Genomic DNA, 18,878 nt, shown 5'->3' on the forward strand with positions numbered 1-18,878 from the left:
ATCGTCCGGACCACCGCTGCGCAGCATTCAGCCGATCAGCCGCTTCATCTTCTGCGCGGCTTCCCTGGCATCGCCCGCCAGCTTGTGGACGAACTGCGTGCCCGGCAGCAAGGCGTCTTCCGTCGCCGAGCGCCCGCCGATGAACACCTTCGTCCGCAGCCCGAGCACGCCGATCCGGCGGTCGAGCTCGCGGTAGAACGGAAGCGCTTCCTCCAGCAGCCCCGGCGAAGAGGAACCGAACGCGAAGGCCGCGGGCTTCATCTGCCCCAGACAGTCGAAGAGGCCCTTCTCGGAGGGTGCTGCCCCGAGATAGACAATCCGGCAGCCGGCCTGCCGCATGAAATAGCCGAAGAACAGCACCCCAAGCTCATGCCGCTCTCCCGGGGAACAGGCCGTAATGATCAGCGGTGTATCGGGGGAGCGGTGATGCAGATTCCGGAGCGCCAGCAGGCGCTCGCGGATGATGTGGCTGCCGAAGTGCTCCTGATATTCGGAGATCTCCCCTCGCTCCCAGCGGTCTCCGAGCTCCACCAGCACGGGCGCCAGCACCTGCAGAAGCACAAAGTCCATGTCGTGCTGGGAGAGCAGCCGGTCGAAGAACCGCTGCGCTCCGGCCTGATCCAGCCGGAGAAAGCACTGCAGCAGGCTTTCACGGTAATCCGCCGTCTCCCCTTGAAGCAGCTGATCCGGCAGTGCGGACAACTCCGCCCCGGGAGCGGCGAGCTCGCCGGCTTCCGGCCCCATCGCTTGGAGCTCCTCGGCTGCGAGCCCGATGGGTACGCCTTCATCCACTTGGCGCTTCAACCACAGCAGGACTTCGATATCCTGCTTCGTATAGCCCCGGTATCCGTTCGGAAACCGCGAGGGCGCCACCGCCCCGTACCGCTCCTCCCACTTGCGGATCAACTGCGTCGACATGCCCGTTCTCATCGACACTTCCTTGATGGTATACAAACGCCGATTCATGAAGCCGACCTCCGAACCCTTGGTGGCCCCAGTATAAACCATTTACAAAGCTTATACAACAAAGGGAGAATCCCTCCGGCTGCCAACAGATCAGGTGCTGAGCGCCGGGAGCAGGATCTCCACCGTGGTGCCGACTCCCTCCTTTGAGAAGATTTGCATCGTGCCTTGGTGATTCTCGATGATTTTGTACGACACCATAAGTCCGAGGCCCGTCCCCTTGTTCTTCGTAGTGAAAAAGGGCTCGCCGATCCGGGCCAGCTTGCTCTCGGGGATGCCGAATCCCTGATCGATGAAGGAAACCCGCAGCCTCCGGTCCTCCGTACGCTTGGCGCGCACCGTAATCGTCCCGCCCTTCGGCATGGCTTCGACGCTGTTCTTGAGCACGTTGATGAACACCTGCTTGAGCTGGTTTTCCACGCAGCTTACGTACGGGAGAGGCTCGTCGATCTCCGTCTCGATCTCCACATTCGAGATGATCGCCTGCGTATCGAGCAGCATGATGACATCCTGAAGGATGGACGGTACCGACTTCGGCAAATAATCAACGGCCTGCGGCTTGGCCAGCACGAGAAGCTCGCTCACAATCTCCTCGATCCGCTCGAGCTCGGCCGACATGATGGCGAGGTAGCTCTCGTTATGCCCGCCGGTGCCCATGAGCTTCGTGAAGCCCTTAAGCGCCGTAAGCGGATTGCGGATCTCATGCGCGATGCCGGCGGCGAGCTGTCCGACGGCCGAGAGCATCTCGCTCTTGCGCAGAAGCTCCTCGGTCTGTTTGCGGTCGGAGATGTCTTCGGCGATCCGCAGGTAATGCAGGGTCCGCCCGTCCTCGTCCTTGATCGGCAGGAACCGCACCGACTCCCAGTACGTCTCCCCGTCCTTGCGCCGGCTCTGCAGCTCGCCTTTCCATTCCCGCCCGGAGCTGAGGGTGCTCCATACCTCGGTGAACGAAACCGAAGAGGCCTGCCAGTCATTGAGCTCCCGGAAATGGACGCCGATCATCTCGGTCTGTGCATAACCGGTCACTTCGGCGAACTTCGGATTGACGTACAGGATCATTCCCTCAAGATTGGCCAGCAGAGTGATCGACGGGCTTTGTTCAATGGCGTAAGACAGCTTCAGGAGCTCCTCATTGGCCGATTTGAGCTCCGTGATGTCCACGAACGTCAGCACGATGCCTTTGATGAAATGATCGCCTGTCCGGTAAGGAAGCACCCGCATCATATACCAGCTGCCTCTGCGGCTCTGGATTTCCTTCTCGATCGGCACGAGCGTCTTCAGCACCGTCTCGGCATCCTGCACGATGCCCTCATAGAGGAAATTATGCGAAATGTGCCGGATCGGCCTCCCATAATCCACATCAAGCAGATTGATCTCCCGGGTGATCGCCGGGGTGAAGCGCCGGATGCGCATTTCTTTATCGAGAAAAATCGTGCCGATCTTCGTGCTCACCAGGAAGTTGTCCATGTCGTTATTGAGGTCCGTCAGCTCCTGGATCTTATACTGGTACTCCGTGTTCACCGTGACGAGCTCTTCGTTCACCGACTGCAGCTCTTCGTTGGTGCTCATGAGCTCCTCATTGGCGGCAACGAGCTCCTCATTGGTCGCCTGCAGCTCCTCGTTGGAAGTCTCGAGCTCTTCAATGGTCGCCTGCAGCGATTCTTCAGCCCGCTGCAGCTCCTGCTCCAGCTCGACGATCCGCTGGTTCACATTGTGGTCCATATCGAAGGTCTCGGGAATCCGCGGGGCCGGAGGCGGCATACCCGCATCCTCAAAGACGACGAGCACCAGCTTGTCAAACCTTTTATTTTTGGTTGAAAACGGCTTCACTGTAAGGTTAATGTAAGGCGACTGATCGGAGTTATTGGCCTTGATGTCATGGTAGTAGATCGTCCGCTGCTCCTTGCTGACCTTCTGCACCGCCGTAACGATGGCGACAGCCAGATGCGCCTCCACCATCTTGTAGATATTCCAGCTCGGCTTGCCCCGGGCCAGCACCAGATAAGGGTTGATATTGCCGCTGAGATGCAGCACCTCGTTATTCTCGTCCAGTACCATGCAGGGCGGCATATGCTCATCCACGAAAGCCGTATAGAGCTCGTCGGGCTTGCGGTAGGACGGGATCTCCCTCAAGGGGGAGTATCCTCTGCGTGCCATCTGGTGCACCTTCGTAACGTCCACGCTGTCACTTACTTCGACGGCGCTTGGCACGGGGGAACCGGCCATCCGGCTGCGCTGCTGATACACGTTCCACTTCCGGTCGAAGGGGTAGAAGAGGGAGCTCAGCTTGCCGACCGTTTCACTGGGTCCGAGGAACATGAATCCGCTTGGATTCAGGGAAAAATGAAACAGCGAGAGCACCTTCTGCTGCACCTCGGACTGAAGGTAAATCAGCATGTTGCGGCAGGTCACCAGGTCCAGGTTGCTGAACGGAGGATCCTTGGTAATGTTGTGGGGAGCAAACACGACCATCTTGCGGATATTCTTGTTCACCTGGTAATTGTCGCCGATCTGCGTAAAATAGGACTGGAGATACTCGGACGGCACACTCTGTACAGCGGATTCGGGGTACACCCCCTGGGACGCGTACTCGATCGAATCCTTGTCGAGATCGGTGGCAAAAATCTTGACCGTATAGGGCTGCTCCTGGCGCGAGATCAGCTCATCGAAGAGCATCGCAAGCGAGTAAGCCTCCTCGCCCGTTGAGCAGCCGGCCACCCAGACGCGGATGTGCGCTTCCCGCTTCTTGTTCTCGAGAATGGCGGGCAGCACTTTGGTGCGGATAACCCCGAAGGCCTCCGGATCGCGGAAGAAATGCGTCACGCCGATGAGCAGATCCTTGCCGAGGCTCATCAGCTCGTCGGGATTGCTCCTCAAGTGGTGCAGGTAAGCTTCTGCGGTGGAGAGGCCGAGCAGATTCATCCGTCTCTCGATTCGGCGGAGGATGCTGTTCTCCTTATAATAGCTGAAGTCTATTCCGCTGGAAGCCTGCAGCAGCTCCAGGAAATGAGGCAGGGAGGAGAGGTCAAGCCCGCTATGGTGATCCGGAGCTTCTTCCGCCTCCTCCCACTCGATCTCCGCCTCGCCGGAGGTCCATTCGATGAGATAATCCGCCATGGCCTGCGGGGTCATCACCTGATCGACGATCCCGGTCAGACGGGCGCTGTTCGGCATTCCGTCGAACTTGGCCGTGAGCTCGTCCTGCACGATCACGAGCCCGCCGTGCTCCTTAATCGCTTCTACTCCTCGCGTGCCGTCGCTTCCCGTGCCGGAGAGAATCACGCCGATGGCCCGGCTGCCGATATCCTTGGCCAGCGAGGTCAGGAACATATCGATCGGCAGGTTCAGTCCGGCTTTCTGCCGGTGCTCGGTCACCTGAAGCGTCCGGCCGACGATCGTCATGTCCTTTTTGGGGGGAATGAGATAAATGCAGTTGGGCCGCACCTCCATGAGATGCTCCGCCTCGTAAATATTCATCGAAGTATTTTTCGTCAGAATCTCGGCCATGAAACTCTTGTAATTCGGAGACAGATGCTGAACGACAACGAAAGAAAGCCCGCAGTCGGGCCTCATATGGTCAAAGAACTGCTGAAGCGCCTCAAGCCCCCCCGCAGATGCGCCGATCCCGACGATATATCCGCCGGGTGGGGATTGTTCCTGCACATCCTGTTCCGATAGAATGGTGCTCATCTGCCTCAACCTCTTTCAGCACGGCCGCGGCTTGATCCAGCAGGCTGTCTCAAACCCCGGCCTATGATTATCGCAAATCGGCTGTGCTTGTTTCTTAACGGCTGTTCATCCATTATAACCCTTTTTAGGGTCCTTGTGATTTCTTTTTTATAGTGTGAAAGCGCCTTCGGCCCTTCGGGTGGTAGAACCCCTATGTTTTCGTTACAATAGAAAGAAGCTTGACAGCAGAGAGGAAGCTTGACAGCCTGCAGAGAAACCGCCATATGCTGGACTTCTTCGAAGAGTAGGTGAACCCCAATGAACTTTCACGCCGAATTGCTGGCCGAAACCCTGTTGACGGGCGATCCGGACTTCATGGAACCTGGTCGACCGCCAAAGGGAGGCCGGCAGAAATTCGCTTTATGTATACACCCGGCTTCTGACTCCGGCGATGCGGTACATCGGAGACCTGTGGGAACACAACTCGGTCACTGTCGCAGACGAACATCTCGCTTCCTCGGTGTGCGACCGGCTCCTCAGCCACTATGCAGCCGGCCTGGAGCCGCATGAGAGCACCGCGGATAAGGCCATGTTCCTCTGCATGGAGCAGGAGATGCATTTTCTCGGACTCAAGATGATTTCCTCCTACTTTCAGGAATACGGCTGGCAGACGCGCTTCTACGGGCCGAACCTGCCGCTTGAGTATGCCTTGATCGCGGCCGCGAACTGGAAGCCTCAGGTGATCGGCATCTCGGTATCCATGGTGTATGCGCTGCCTGCGCTATCCGCCTATGTTGAAGCCTTCGAAGCCCTTCCGCACCGCCCCACCGTCCTGCTTGGAGGACGCCTCGCCTCCCGCTTCCGACTGCAGCCCCACTGCTCCCCCGCCACAGTCATCCTCCCCGAATTGGAGGATGTCCGAGCATGGATGCGTTCCTATACCGAGGCCGGCAGGGTGCTCCGCTCCGAGAAAGGGTTAGGGTGACCTTCCCATGCTGATGCAGGCTAAGCACTTGCCGCTGCCTTACTTCCATGTCGACGCTTCCCTGCGGATCCTGGACCGCTCGGCCCATGCGGAGCTGCGGTTTCCCGGGGCATCGAAGCTCGCCCAGATTGCGGACGAAGGCTCCCTGGAGAAAATGGGCCGGTTCCTCCGGCCCGGCAGCACCGTGCGGCTGGAGCTCAACTTCCTATGCGGCACGGAGCGGCGGCCGGAGCTCTTCGAGCTGCACCAGCAGTGGGAGGAAGAAACCGGCACCGCCCACCTGCTTCTCTGTCCTCTTCAGGACCGGCTGCAGCGGATGCAGGATACGATGGAGCGGCTTCGCCGCGAGAAACGGCAGCCGGAGGGAGGGGGGCCTGCGGGCAGCCGTCCGCTGAGCCCGGTTTCGCCGCCTGTGCCGCCCAAGGCGCATGCCGATCAGCGCGAGGCGATCAGTGCGCTGGAGACGATCGAAGATCTGGTTGGCATCATTCGTTCGGATCTCACCGAGGCCGGCAAGGGAGCTTACGCGGTACTGCTGCTTGAGCAGTCCGCCCTGGCCAAGGGGCTGCTGAAACGGTTGTGAATGACCGGAGCCTGCTGTCTGCCTTTCGGCTTTCGGCCTTGGAAGCTCCCTGAATCCCAGGCCACGCGCTCCCGCATCCTCATACGAAGAAACCCGGAATATAAAAGCAGAAAAGACCCGGAGCCGGCGGCCTCGGGTCTTTTCTGCTTTAACATAACTGCTGAGTGAGAATCTATCATCAGGAAGGATAAGGACATGAACATCTCGGCAGCTGTCTTCATCGGGGAACGAAGGCCCCGCGCCGCGGGGGTACTGCCTAGCCTGGCCCTCACGAGCCGTAGTGTGCCGTTGTCCGGCATCCGCGCCTCGTTACCTGTTGATACGGCGCTGAAGATATTCGAGCAGCGGCTCCCGCAGGTCTTCCCTCTCCAGCGCCATCTCGATCGTGGCTTCGATATAGCCGAGCTTATCGCCTACATCGAAGCGCCGGCCCGGAATCGGGAAGGCCGCCATCTGCCTATGACGGTTCAGGATGCGCAGCGCATCGGTCAGCTGGATCTCCCCTCCGCGGCCCGGCGCACTGTCCTCGAGGATACTGAAGATGTCCGGCGTGAGGATATAGCGCCCGATCACCGCAAGGTTCGAAGGCGCGGCGTCCCTCTCCGGCTTCTCCACGAGATCCTCGACTGTACGCCAAGCCTCTCCCTGCCTGCCGGCAGCCGGCGAGATGATGCCGTATTTGTCCACGTCATTCCAGGGCACTTCCTGGCAGCCGATGACCGAAGCCTGCGTCTGTTCGTGAAGGTCCATCATCTGCTGCAGACACGGTGGATCCGACTGGATGATATCATCGCCGAGCAGCACGGCGAACGGCTCGTCGCCGATGAATTTGCGGGCGCAGAGCACGGCATGCCCGAGGCCCAGCGGCTGCTTCTGGCGGATGTAATGGACATCCGCCAGATTGGATACGGACTGCACAAGCTCCAGCAGTTCGTCCTTGCCGTTCATCTCAAGCAGCGTCTCCAGCTCCGCCGACTTATCAAAATGATCCTCGATCGCCCGCTTGTTGCGTCCGGTGATGATCATGATATCCTCGATCCCCGAGGCCATCGCTTCCTCTACGATATACTGAATCGCCGGTTTGTCTACAATCGGCAGCATCTCTTTAGGCTGCGCCTTTGTGGCCGGCAGGAACCGGGTCCCAAGACCCGCTGCCGGTATGATTGCTTTTCTGACTCTCATGCTGTCGTTTCCCCTCTTCTGGTGTATAAATCGTCGACCACCCCAGCCGCAATCCGCCGGGCGCCCACCGGTGCATGGAAGACCACTCCGCCGCGCTCGCCGTGATAATCGGAGCCCGCCGTAACGAGCAGTCCGTGCCTCTGCGCCAGCGCTTCATAGTGCGCTTCCTGCTCCGGCGTATGGTCGGCGTGGTAAGCTTCTACGCCGGCAAGCCCTGCAGCGGCCAGCTCGGCGATCAGCCCGTCCTGGCTGTACAGCCCCGGATGCGCCAGCACCGGAGCCCCCCCGGCCTCCCGGATCCAGCCCACGGCTTCCGACGGCGTGATCCGCGGCGGGTTGACATAAGCCGCGGCGCCCTTGGCCAGGTAGCGGTCGAAGGCTTCCGCCATGTTCGCCACGTAGCCCTTGCGGACCAGGGCATCCGCGATATGGGGCCGTCCCACGGTGTCCCTTTCCCGCTTCAGCGAGCGGACGGACTCCAGCACATCCTCCATCGTCACCTCGAGCCCCAGCTCCTGAAGCTTCTCAATGATCATCTCATTGCGCCGGTCGCGTACTTCACGCAGTCCCGCGAGGCGTTCAAGGAAGCGGGTGTCCTTGTGATCGATCCAGTACCCGAGCACGTGGATATCTTCGCCCCCGCTGACCGTGCTGATCTCCACTCCGGGTACAACCGTGATCCCATAGGTCCGGCCCGCTTCCAGAGCTTCGTCCAGGCCGCCCACGGTATCGTGATCGGTGATGGCGACGGCGGAGAGCCCGGCCTCGGCCGCCAGGCGCACATTATCGGCCGGCGGCCTCGTGCCGTCGGACGCCAGCGTATGCGTATGCAGATCGGCGTATGCCATGCTGCTTGTTTCCCCCTTCATTCATAACAATAGAATAGTGCCATGGATCCGGGCGGACCGGCCCGCCTTACAGCCACTGGCTGAGATCGCGCTCCCTCAGGAAGCTGAGGAAGGTTACCGCCGAGATCGGCAGCAGCGTCGACCCGAGGTAGATGGCATGGAAGCTGCGGGCGAACGAAACGCCCTCCACCTGTTTGGCCACGAGCACGCCGAGCGCGGTCTCATGCTTCACGGAAGACTGGGAGATGACGGAGATACCGAGCCCCGCTTCCACGGCCGACTTCACGGCTCCCGTACTTCCGAGCTCCATGACGATCTTCAGCGAGCTGAGCTCACAGCCCGCCCGCACCAGCTCTTCCTCCATCACCCGGCGGGTACCTGAGCCCTGTTCCCGAAGCACGAAGGAATACGGAAGCAGATCCGGCACCCGAATGGTCTCCTGCGCCGCAAGAGGGTGGTTCTTCGGCACGATCAGAGTCAGCTCGTCGCTCAGCACCGGCTCCGCATGGACATCCGGATGATGCACCTCCGCTTCGACCAGACCGAACGTCAGCTGGTGATTCAGCACTTCCTCAAGGATCTGCTTCGTATTGATCACCTTCATCGATACCGAGATATTCGGAAACTCCTGCGAGAAAGGGCCGAGCAGCCGCGGGAGCACGTACTCGCCTACAGTGAGCGAAGCGCCCAGATGAAGCCGGCCTTCGAGCATGTGCGTGAATTTGGCCATGCCGGCGTCCGTCTCCTTCATCAGCGAGATGCTCCGGGAAGCGAACGGCAGCAGCGCCCTGCCCGCTTCCGTCAGCTCCACCCGCTTCGTCGAGCGCACGAACAGCTTCGTCCCGAAATAATCCTCGAGGGACTGCACCTGCATCGTAACCGCCGGCTGCGTCATATGCAGAGCCTGAGCCGCGTGGGAGAAGCTGCCCTTCTCCGCCACCGTGTGAAATATATGCAACTGGTGAAAATTAAGCGCCATACGAGATATCCTCCGCTTGCTTGGTTCCCCTATTATAGCAAAAAACAAAAAGGCATGCCGGAAATCTCCGGCATACCCCAGAAGCTCCTACCCTCCCGATTTCCGCACGCCCCTACGCCATTGATGGCAGGACTTTCGCCGCCGGGACTTCGGGCCCTTTTATTTACGTTTGCGGCTGTTCTTGATGAGCGTCATTCTTCTAGAATGCCGCAGCCACGAGTAATAGGAGCGAAGATCCCTGAGTTCCATCGTTTCGGACATGCGCCCGAGGAACGTAACGACGATCATCTTGTATCTGGGCGGCATCCCCAGGGGAAGATCCTGCACCACGGGGGCGAATTCCGCCACCATGACGAGATCGTCATCGATCAAAAAAACGTCCTCTTCATTCTTGTAGTATGTACGAATGCTGTCTGACTTCAGCTTATTCCACAAGAAGGCGGTGATATCGTGAAACCCGGTCTTCTCGGTCTCGACGCGGTCTGCCCAGCGGCTGCGTGCATGGTGAGTGACAACAATATCGGAGATTGGTCTGCCGCCGAGCAGCGATGCAGTGCCCATGCTTTTTCTTTCCCGGCCGTTGAAACTGCTCCCTTGCACAACACAACCCTCTTCCTAGGAAAATGGTCCATCCGTCCTATGTACACGAAATGTTCCTTACATCCATTTTACTCCATTCCAATAGATAATCAAATAAAAAAAACTTTAGAAAGGAGCGGACGATTTCGTTATGAAAAGGCTGTCAATCAAGCGGCAGCGGTAGATTCAAAAAAACGGACACCCGGAAAAACCGGGCCTGGCAACGACAAAAAGGCTTCTGGGTCAGAAGCCGTCCTTTCGACACCTTACTACAGCCATTCGTCCGTATTCGGCAAGCTCCGGGACACAGCCCCCCCCCTGCGTCCGGCGCGTATACTGCAGAATCCCGGATATCCCCGCTATCCCTCACCGAAGGAGCTGCCTGGGGTTCCCTGTCCTACAAGGTGTAGAATCTTGTTTTGTCTGGAATATTACTGTTATACTCAGTTTTGATCTCATTGCGGTAGGAGCGCTCCACCTTCTTGACGAAGGGCAGCCGCTGCAGCTGCTTCATCGTTTCTTCGAGACGGTCTGCGTAGATATACATGGCGGCGTAATGAAGCTTCTTGGAGATGAAATGGACGTTGCCGTACTTCTCCAGCTGCTTGCCGGCGGCCTTCAAATCACTGAACCAGACGATGATTCCGGTACGTTCGGTAAACATGGATCCAACCTTCTTTCTGACGTAATGGAATCGGGACGAAGTGAACCATAAAATAGAATGAGAATAACCGATGAAACAAGGGCAGGACGCGTTTCGCTCTTGCCAATGGAAAGGAATGTGAAGATAGAATGCCGCTGCAGGAGCACCATTCGAAACCGTTGATTGAAGTCACCCGCGGAACGCTAACCGAGAGCGTGCACCGCGGCCATATTGCCGTAGTCGATACGGCCGGCAGCCTGATCGCCTCGGCCGGCAGCCCTGATTATTATACCTATGCCCGGTCCGCCGCCAAGCTGCTGCAGGCCATTCCCCTGGTGGAGTCCGGCGGGGCCGCAAGGCTCGGGCTGACCGAGGCCGAAACGGCGCTCTGCTGCGCATCGCACGGAGGCGAGCCCCGGCACACGGAAGCGGCGAGAAGCCTTCTTGCGAAAGCAGGCTGCGATGAAAGCGCTCTACGCTGCGGCCCGCAGGAGCCGATGTACGCTCCGGCTGCGGATATGCTAAAAGCCGGCGGCCAGCCGGCCACCGCCCTGCACAACAACTGCTCGGGCAAGCACGCCGGTATGCTGGCACTTGCCCAGGTTATGGGTGTATCTATACATCAGTATACCGATCCCGGGCATCCTGTCCAGCAAAAGATGCTGGCGGCTGTAGCCGACATGTGCGGTGTGCCGCAAAGCGGCATCACCCTCGGCACCGACGGCTGCGGCGTACCCGTATTCGGCGTTCCCATCGCGGCGCTGGCGCTGGCTTACGCCCGGCTCGGGAGTCCTCGCGGACTGCCGGCAGAGCGGGCGGAAGCCTGCCGCCGGATCGTGGAGAGCATCCGGCACCAGCCCTACTATGTAGCCGGCACCGCCCGCTTCGATACGGCGCTGGTGGAGGCCACCGGCGGGCGGATCATCGGCAAATTCGGCGCGGAAGGCGTCTACGCCGCCGCGGTTCCCGAGCTCGGCCTCGGCCTGGCTCTCAAGATCGAAGACGGCGCCGAGCGCGCCATCTATCCGGCGGCCGCCGAAGCACTGCTCCAGCTTGGGGCCCTCCGTCCGGAAGAGGCCGCGAAGCTCGCCGCCTTCCACCGGCCGCCGGTGTACAACCGGCGGGGGGACATCGTCGGCGAGATCCGGCCGGTATTCCGGCTCACCCGGCCGTAAGCCGGCGCGGCAAGTCCGTCTCCTAGCCGCACTTGCCGCTGCAGCTTCCGCCGGAAGAGCAGCCGCCGGTGCTGGCCAGCGGGTCGTTCGAAGGCACCTTGATCGTGTCCGACACGGAACGGGCGATCATCTCCGAAACTTCGTAGAGCAGCTCGTCCAGCTTCCGCTCCGCTTCCATGAAGCGGCGGACCGATTCCACGGCTTCGAGCCGCGACTGCACCTCTTTGACCGCATCCAGCGCTTCGTGGTAGTTCGGGTGGTAATGGCCGAACCTTTCGCACTCCTCGAAGCGCTCTTTGCTTTTGCCGAATTCCTTCACAAGCGCACGGACCTCCGGGTCCGCATCCTTGCGTTCTTTCCAATATAGGTAATCCGCCGTCTCGGCGGACTGTTTGATATAATCTGCCAGCTCGTAAGATCCGAGCAGGAGCGCGGACATGTCGAGCGTCTGCGGTTCCATGATAGCCATATGGTCATCCCTGCCTCTCCCCCCGCTTGTTATCTCCTCACGGGGACAAGATCATTATACCATATTCACCGCACGCCTGCCTCACGCTAAAATTTATCATTGACCCCCGGGAGAATCAGCTTCATCTCCTGCCACTGCCCTTCAAGCAGCCGGATCTCTTCGCCCTCCCGGCCCGCTCCGGGGGATTCTCCCGGTCCGGCGCCGAAGCCCGTCACGCTCCACGTGCCGCGGGTTTCCTGCAGCTTGCGCGGCACGAGCTTCATATCCGCGCCCCCCAGCCTCAGTTGAAGGGCGGTTCGGAGCTCGATCGCTTTCTCCACCATTTCCCTGCGGGTTGAGCTGTGGTAGCTCCGGTAATCCCGGAGCCAGCCGGCCGGAATCTCCCCGAGCTTCGGATACAAGTCCGCCGTCTCCGGCACACTGCCTTCCATCTGGTAGCAGGCCACCGAGCTCCGCGAATAGATCAGACCCTTGTCTCCGGCAGCGGCCTCCCCCGGGAGCAAAGCTCCGCGGACGGAAGCCGGAGCCGCCGCCTCCAGCTTCGGATACCGCTTATCTTCCTCATCCCCGCTGCCCTGGGGCAGTCCGGCCATGAAACCTGCCTTCTCCAGCAGGGCCGAGAAGTGCTTGAGCTCTCCCGCCTCGACAATGAAATCCCGGGCTCCCGCCTGCTCGAGCAAATACCGCTCCGCCCCCGGAAGCTTCGCCACCGCTTCCGCCGTCTCTTCTTCGGCACAGCGCAGCAGCATCGCCTGAACGAAGCGGGTCCTGCCGAAGGGCTTCGCCCACTGCTGCAGCGTATGCTCCACATTCTCGGGGAGGCCGTACATCGCATGCTCCTGCAGGAACGAGCAGATCTCATCGGCCGTCCGCCCCTGCTCGAGCGCCCGGCGCACCGATGTCCGGCTGAGCTTGTACAAGCTGACGTGATCCGCGGAAGCCAGGTCGGCCAGGCAGGCGAGCTCCCAGCGCACCGCCTGGGAGACATCCGGCGGTACCAGGATGTCGAAGTCGGGCTGTACCATAAATCGGCCATCTTCACCGCCGGGGGAAGCCTCCGCATCGCCACCGCCGTTCCATGGATGAGCCGTCCAGCGGTAAACCGTCAGACCGGACGGGTCCCTGCCCTCCTCCAGCCAGCCGAACGCCGTCAGAGGAGCGATCCACTGGCCGCGCAGGCCCGCCGCCAGCTCAGCCGGAGCTTCCGTGCCGGTCAGCCCTTGGTGATGTAGGGCCGAGATGGCCGCTTCCGCCGGGAACCAGACGCCCGCCGGGATCTTCTCGAGCAGCCGGACGGCATGCTGGAGCGGTGCGCCGACGGGTGGTCCCAGCCGCTGCCATAGGCCGTACAGCACGCGGTCCTGCTCTGCCGCAGAGAGCGCCAGCCAGCGCTGCAGTCCCTCCGGCTGCAGGAACAGCTCTTCGTCCCCGGGGACCAGTACCCCGAGCCGCATCGCCAGGTCAAGCAGGACGGCGAGCTCGAGGGGGTAGGTGTCGCCGTAAGCGTACTTCAGGCCGGCGCCCGACAGCCGGGCCGGATCGAGGCGGATGCTCTCCGCAAGCTTCGCCATCTGCTTCTTGTGCAGCGTCCCGTGCTTGGTGAGCTTGAGCCCCGTCTGTGCGGCGGCAACCAGCACGCCGAAGAGCTCGCCGCTGAGCCCTACCCCGCTTCCCCCCAGCCCGTCGGCATCCGGGAACGAGTCCGCCGGCAGCGCATCCTCTAGGCCAGGGAACAGCAGATCCTGCCACATGGCGAAGCCGTCCGCGGGCAGCACATACGTATGCTCGCCCCAGGTCTTGCGGAACGCGAACACGATGCCCCTGCGCAGCAGGCCGGCAAGCCCCGCACGGGCCTCTGCTCCGGAGAGATGGCCCGGAAGGGCTCTCTCCAGCGCATGGGCGTCGAACGGCTCACATGCCGCCCGGCGGACGACGGCCTGAAGCACTTCCCGCTCGCACGCGCCGAGCCGGTTGTACACGGTCTCCATGACGGCTTTGTCCGTCCATAGCTCCTCCAGCGTCATGCCGCGGCCCAGCCAGGGGGCGTAGACGGTCTCCCGCTCCATCCGGTTTCTGAGCTCCCGCGGCATCCTTGCCGCAAGTTCCGCATACTTCATGGAGCCGCCTCCTCCTTCGCAGATTTGCCTTCCTCCATCCGGTACCGGTAGCCCTGCTCAATCAGGAACAGCTGCCGGTTCAGGGCGAATTCCTGTTCTCTCGTATCTTCGCTGATCACCGTATAAAAGAAAGCTTTATTGTTCCCGGCCTTCGGACGCAGAATGCGGCCGAGACGCTGGGCCTCCTCCTGGCGGGAGCCATAGCTCCCCGACACCTGGATGGCCACGGTCGCATCCGGCAGGTCCACCGCAAAATTGGCCACCTTGGACACGATGAGCTCCTGGATGGCGCTTTTGCGGAAGGCGTTATAGAGCTCCTCGCGCTTCTCGTTCGGCATGGACCCGGTAATCACAGGAATCCCGGTGCGGCTGCCGAGGTCGTGCAGCTGCTCAAGGTACTGTCCGATAATCAGAATCTGCTCCCCCTTATGCTGCTCGATGAGCCTGCAGACGACATCCAGCTTAGCTGGATTCATGCTGGCCGCCCGCATCTGCTCCCGCGGAGAGGAGCTGCGGTACGCTTCCATCTCCCGCTCCGGCATCGGCACGCGCAGCTCGACGCATTCGACTGAGGCAATCCACCCCTGCGACTCCAGATCCTTCCAGGGCATCTCATAGCGCTTGGGACCGACCAGCGAGAAGACGTCCTGTTCCATGCCGTCCTCCCTGATGAGCGTAGCCGTCAGGCCGAGGCGGCGCGTAGCCTGGATGTCCGCGGTGACACGGAATACCGGGGCCGGAAGCAGGTGCACCTCGTCGTACACGATCAGGCCCCAATCCCTTTTGTTGAAGAGGTCCATATGAGCAAAAGGCTCGTCTTTCGACTTGCGGTAGGTCAGAATTTGATAGGTGGCGATGGTAATCGGCCGCACTTCCTTCTGGGTGCCGGTGTATTCCCCCACCATGTCCTCCGTCACGTCCGTCTTGTCGAGAATCTCGCGCTTCCACTGCCGCACGGAGGTGCTGTTCGAGGTAAGGATGAGCGTGGCGCAGTTCAGCTTGCCCATGGCCGCGATCCCGATGACGGTCTTGCCCGCGCCGCAGGGCAGCACAAGCACCCCGCTCCCCCCGAGCGTGCCGCCTTCCCGGTAGAAGGAATCGACGGCGGCCCGCTGGTAGGCTCTCAAGGAGAAGGGACTCTCCTCTCCCCCGTCGCGCAGGCGGATCGGCAGCTCTTCCCCCCGCGAATATCCGGCCTGGTCGTCCACCGGAAAGCCCAGCTTGATGAGCTCCTGTTTAAGCAGTCCCCGATACTGCGGAGAGAAACGGAGCGTCCGCTCATCCACCTGGCATAAGCCGTAGGAACGCAGCGATTTGTACATCACCATCTCCTTGATGACCGAGAGATCGTCCGAGATCAGCAGCAGGTCCTCTCCCGTGCGCTCCATCCGGACAAGTCCGTACCGCTCCACGAAGCGGCGGATGTCGCTCTTCACGGCGGAAGGAATGCCGAACTTCGACCACATCTCGAGAAACGAGAGGATCTCCCCGACCGTAATGCCCGCCGCGGCGGCATTCCACAGCGACAGGGATGTCATCCGGTAGGTATGGATGTTCTCGGGCGATTTGACGAGATCCGCGAAACGCGACAGGCCCGCGCGCACTTCCTCGAACGAGGGATGGCGCGTTTCCAGGAGAATGCAGAAGTCGTTCTGGATAACCAGAGGCCGGTCCTTGTGAAACTGCATCAGGCTCCCTCCCAACTTTTTCAAATAGAAGCATACCTATCTCACCTGGGCTCGATTCTGCAATCTAATACTTCTTACTAAACGCCCATCGTCCGTAAAGGACGGCGGATCCGTTTTTCTTGACAGATACTGTTAGTATGAGGGTTCCCCGCCCAGTTTAAACATAGCCGGCCTCCGGCGGTGGGAAAACGGAGCATTGCAGCCCGAGGTCGACGGCGATACAATGGAGATTCCTGCATGTACCTTGCGCGGGCAAGCACTACTCGAATCTTTGGAGGATTGATCGGTCATCATGTCTAACCCATCCTTTGTTCCTAACAAGCAGCGTTTCCGGAGCCGGATTCTCCTGCTCTGCGCCTTCATGCTCCTGCTGGCCGCCTGCTCTGCGAAGCCGGCGAAGGACGGGGCCGAAGCCGCGATATACAAGGCTTACCCCGACCTCAAAGGCCGGCCGGTGACACTGACGGAGGTGAAGCGGGTAGTCGACGGCGATACGTTCGAGACCGCGGCGGGCGAAAAGGTCCGGCTGATCGGCGTCAACACGCCTGAAACGGTGAAGCCCGGCAGCCCCATCCAGCCGTACGGCAAGCAGGCGAGCGCCTTCACCAAGGGGAAGCTCACCGGCCAAAGCGTCTATCTCTTCGCAGACACAGGGGACAAGGACAAGTACGGTCGTCTGCTCCGCTATGTCTTCATCCGGGGGGAGAGCGTCATGTTCAACGAAACGCTCATGCGTGAAGGCTATGCGAACACAATGACGATCCAGCCGAACGTCATGTTCCAGGACCTCTTCCGCAAGGCGGAGAAGGAAGCGCGCGAGGCGAAGCGCGGCCTGTGGGGCGACCCGGAGAGCGCAGCGAAAAAGAAGTGAGAGAGATCATGCTCACAGAGATCATGCTCACAAGGAAATAAGGCGTAAAATGAAAAGAAGCAAAGGAGAGGCCGCCTGCCCCTCCTTTGCTTCTTTCATTTCCATATTCTCCGGACTACAGCCCTCTTGACCGCCGTTTACAACCGCTCCGGAGCCGGCAGTCCGAGCACCTCGAGCGCCTCGCCCATCGTCTTCTTGAAGCGGGCGGTAAGCCACAGCCTGAACTGCCGCTGCTCTTCGCCGGCGCTCCGGATCGGCAGCGCGCTGTAGAAGGTATTGAACCGGGCTCCTAGCTCATAGGCGTAAGTGCAGATTTGGTGTGGAGCCAGCTCTCCGGCCGCCGTCTGCAGCGTATCCTCCCAGAGGCTGAGCTGCCTGAGCAGCGCGTGCTCCGCAGGCTCGGGCTCCTCCGGGAAGCCGCTTGGCAGAACGCCGGCCGGCATGTGCTGCGCCTCAGCCTCCGCTTTCGCCAGCAGCGTTGCCGCCCTCGCATACGCATAGAGCACGTAGACCCCTGTGTTCCCGGTCAGCTCCGTTGCCTGCTTCAAATCAAACACCACCTCGGTGGCGAGATGAAAGCGGAGCAGGTAGTAGCGGATGGCCGCCGCCGCAATGAGCCTGCCGGGCAGACCCTCCCGTTCTCCGCGCTCCTGCTCGATCACCTGCTGCATAGTCTGCAGCAGCTCCGCGGCCCGGATGCCGACGCCCTGTCTGCCGCTCATCGCATACGAGGCCTTCTCATCCGACGTGTCCACCCCTAGCTCCCGTGCCGCGGCCGGACTCAAGGAGACGACGCCATAGCTCACGTGATGCAGCCGGTCCGCCTGCTCCTTATAGCCCAAGGCTTCGAGCGACTGCTTTACCACGGCCTGGGGGTACGCTTGACGGGAATCGATCACGTTAATCACCCGGGAGGCTCTGCCGAAGGCTCCTGTTCCCTCCCCCGTCCCATGCGTAGTGCTGACCTCTCCGTCGAATGCCGTATACCTGAAGTTCTCCGGAAGCAGCCCGAACTTCCACAGGTGATATGCAATGTCTTTGGCCGTGTAGGTCAGAATGCCGTTCGAACGCACGAGCACCTTGGCTGCCTGGTAGCCGGCATCGGCAGCCTCCCCGTTCCGGTCCGCGTCCGGCTCATCCGCCGGCTGAAGCACCCAGCAGCCGGCCTGAGCCCCCTCCGCCACTTTCCGGAAAGCGGTCGTCTCCTGAAGCCGTTCAAACGCCGCCTTCCAGAAGCCCCGCCTGACGATGCTGCTCTCCCACACAAGCAGGTCATAGCCGATGCCGAACAGCTTCATCTCCTGCAGCTGCTCCCGTACGATCTTCTCTGCGGTCAAAAGACCGAGCCAAGAGAGAGCGGACTGCCCTTCTTCGAGCGCATGCAGCACCTTCGTGCGTTCCTCCTCAAGTCCCGGCCGCGCGGCATATTCCTTGTTGATCCAGGCATAAGCGTCCCAGCAGTAGTCCCCGAATCTGGGATGATCCCCCTTCAGTCCGGTATGGAGCAGCCCGACGACCGTATCGGCGAGCTGGTTGCCGAGATCGTCAATATAGTTGTGCACCTCGACTTCATACCCGGTTCTCCGCAGCAGCCGCACGAGGGTATCCCCGATGACGGCGTTGCGCAGATGGCCGATATGTGCGGATTTGTTCGGGTTGATCGATGTGTGCTCCACGATGATTTTCTCCTGCTTCGACGGATCCGCAGCAGCGGGCCGCTCTTCCTCCTCGGCCCATCTCCGCCAATTCAGCCGGAAGTTGATAAACCCGGGAGGCACCGCCTCCACCTGCCGGATCAGCCCGTCTGCGAGCCCGTTCTGCTCGAGCCGGTCCCGGAGCTGCTCGGCCAAGCGCATCGGCGGGATCCGCAGCTCCTTCGCGAGCACCATGGCGGCGTTCGTAGAGTAATCGCCATGCTCCAGCAGAGAGGGAGGCTCGATCCGGATCTCGGCCGGATCCCGGCGGCGCAGTCCCTTCACCTCCTCCAGCATATCCTCTACACATTCACTTACGGCCTTCGCCAGCCTTCCTTTGACCATGCCTGTTCCCTCCTTCTGGATAATGGCTGTGTCCTGGATCCCAATACAAAAAGCCCCCGTCTCACCAAAGAGACGAGGGCTGTGACAC

The 18,878-nt window shown here is 60.8% G+C and carries 15 protein-coding genes and 1 other annotated feature (1 of these 16 only partly in view); of the genes, 4 read left to right on the forward strand and 11 right to left on the reverse strand.

Translation table 11 applies throughout. The features are described 5' to 3' along the window. Nucleotides 1-27: 27 nt before the first annotated feature. Nucleotides 28-966: a MerR family transcriptional regulator gene (locus ACP26L_RS24670; RefSeq protein WP_426447252.1), complete on the reverse strand. Its 939-nt coding sequence runs from the start codon at nucleotides 964-966 to the stop codon at nucleotides 28-30. A 90-nt stretch (nucleotides 967-1,056) separates the two neighbouring features. After that, a complete protein-coding gene (locus tag ACP26L_RS24675) occupies nucleotides 1,057-4,653 on the reverse strand; it encodes a CheR family methyltransferase (RefSeq protein ID WP_426447254.1) in 3,597 nt (1,198 codons plus the stop codon). 418 nt (nucleotides 4,654-5,071) lie between these two features. On the opposite strand from ACP26L_RS24675, the gene ACP26L_RS24680 reads away from it, so the two are divergent. After that, nucleotides 5,072-5,617: a cobalamin B12-binding domain-containing protein gene (locus tag ACP26L_RS24680; RefSeq protein ID WP_426455076.1), complete on the forward strand. Its 546-nt coding sequence runs from the start codon at nucleotides 5,072-5,074 to the stop codon at nucleotides 5,615-5,617. Nucleotides 5,618-5,624: 7 nt separating this feature from the next. Continuing rightward, on the forward strand, nucleotides 5,625-6,200 hold the full coding sequence (locus tag ACP26L_RS24685) for a hypothetical protein (protein WP_426447256.1): 576 nt from the start codon (nucleotides 5,625-5,627) through the stop codon (nucleotides 6,198-6,200). A gap of 309 nt (nucleotides 6,201-6,509) precedes the next feature. Here the strand turns inward: ACP26L_RS24685 and galU are convergent, their stop codons facing one another. The 5 genes from galU to ACP26L_RS24710 all read right to left on the reverse strand — a co-directional run bounded on the left by galU (nucleotide 6,510) and on the right by ACP26L_RS24710 (nucleotide 10,452). Beyond that, the gene (gene galU / locus ACP26L_RS24690) at nucleotides 6,510-7,382 is read right to left on the reverse strand and encodes a UTP--glucose-1-phosphate uridylyltransferase GalU (protein ID WP_426447258.1); all 873 of its coding nucleotides are present in this window, start codon (nucleotides 7,380-7,382) and stop codon (nucleotides 6,510-6,512) included. Further along, entirely contained in the window at nucleotides 7,379-8,230 is an 852-nt protein-coding gene (locus ACP26L_RS24695; RefSeq protein WP_426447260.1) for a PHP domain-containing protein, read from the reverse strand. Before ACP26L_RS24695 ends, galU begins: the two co-directional genes overlap by 4 nt. A 67-nt stretch (nucleotides 8,231-8,297) precedes the next feature. Further along, on the reverse strand, nucleotides 8,298-9,209 hold the full coding sequence (locus tag ACP26L_RS24700; RefSeq protein ID WP_426447262.1) for a selenium metabolism-associated LysR family transcriptional regulator: 912 nt from the start codon (nucleotides 9,207-9,209) through the stop codon (nucleotides 8,298-8,300). Between the two features lie 159 nt (nucleotides 9,210-9,368). After that, nucleotides 9,369-9,770 (reverse strand): hypothetical protein, encoded by a 402-nt coding sequence (locus ACP26L_RS24705; protein ID WP_426447264.1) that lies wholly within the window; start codon nucleotides 9,768-9,770, stop codon nucleotides 9,369-9,371. A gap of 415 nt (nucleotides 9,771-10,185) precedes the next feature. Continuing rightward, nucleotides 10,186-10,452, reverse strand: a complete 267-nt coding sequence (locus tag ACP26L_RS24710) for a YlbG family protein (protein ID WP_426447266.1) — start codon at nucleotides 10,450-10,452, stop codon at nucleotides 10,186-10,188. A 128-nt stretch (nucleotides 10,453-10,580) separates the two neighbouring features. On the opposite strand from ACP26L_RS24710, the gene ACP26L_RS24715 reads away from it, so the two are divergent. Continuing rightward, nucleotides 10,581-11,606 (forward strand): asparaginase, encoded by a 1,026-nt coding sequence (locus ACP26L_RS24715; protein ID WP_426447267.1) that lies wholly within the window; start codon nucleotides 10,581-10,583, stop codon nucleotides 11,604-11,606. 22 nt (nucleotides 11,607-11,628) lie between these two features. Here the strand turns inward: ACP26L_RS24715 and ACP26L_RS24720 are convergent, their stop codons facing one another. The 3 genes from ACP26L_RS24720 to ACP26L_RS24730 form a co-directional block, all read right to left on the reverse strand. Then, the gene (locus tag ACP26L_RS24720) at nucleotides 11,629-12,075 is read right to left on the reverse strand and encodes a YlbF family regulator (RefSeq protein WP_426447268.1); all 447 of its coding nucleotides are present in this window, start codon (nucleotides 12,073-12,075) and stop codon (nucleotides 11,629-11,631) included. Between the two features lie 86 nt (nucleotides 12,076-12,161). Next, nucleotides 12,162-14,192: a helicase-associated domain-containing protein gene (locus ACP26L_RS24725; protein ID WP_426447270.1), complete on the reverse strand. Its 2,031-nt coding sequence runs from the start codon at nucleotides 14,190-14,192 to the stop codon at nucleotides 12,162-12,164. Beyond that, nucleotides 14,189-15,880 carry a DNA repair helicase XPB gene (locus ACP26L_RS24730; protein ID WP_426447272.1) on the reverse strand — a complete coding sequence of 564 codons (1,692 nt, stop codon included), beginning with the start codon at nucleotides 15,878-15,880 and terminating at the stop codon, nucleotides 14,189-14,191. The genes ACP26L_RS24725 and ACP26L_RS24730 overlap by 4 nt, the downstream gene beginning before the upstream one ends. A gap of 292 nt (nucleotides 15,881-16,172) precedes the next feature. On the opposite strand from ACP26L_RS24730, the gene ACP26L_RS24735 reads away from it, so the two are divergent. Continuing rightward, nucleotides 16,173-16,751 (forward strand): thermonuclease family protein, encoded by a 579-nt coding sequence (locus ACP26L_RS24735; protein WP_426447273.1) that lies wholly within the window; start codon nucleotides 16,173-16,175, stop codon nucleotides 16,749-16,751. 137 nt (nucleotides 16,752-16,888) lie between these two features. Here ACP26L_RS24735 and ACP26L_RS24740 read toward each other — a convergent pair whose 3' ends face one another. After that, on the reverse strand, nucleotides 16,889-18,790 hold the full coding sequence (locus ACP26L_RS24740; RefSeq protein ID WP_426447275.1) for an arginine--tRNA ligase: 1,902 nt from the start codon (nucleotides 18,788-18,790) through the stop codon (nucleotides 16,889-16,891). 65 nt (nucleotides 18,791-18,855) lie between these two features. After that, nucleotides 18,856-18,878, reverse strand: a binding site (T-box leader) (it continues 220 nt past the right edge of the window).

Source organism: Paenibacillus sp. S-38, from assembly GCF_049942825.1.
Taxonomy (GTDB): domain Bacteria; phylum Bacillota; class Bacilli; order Paenibacillales; family NBRC-103111; genus Paenibacillus_G.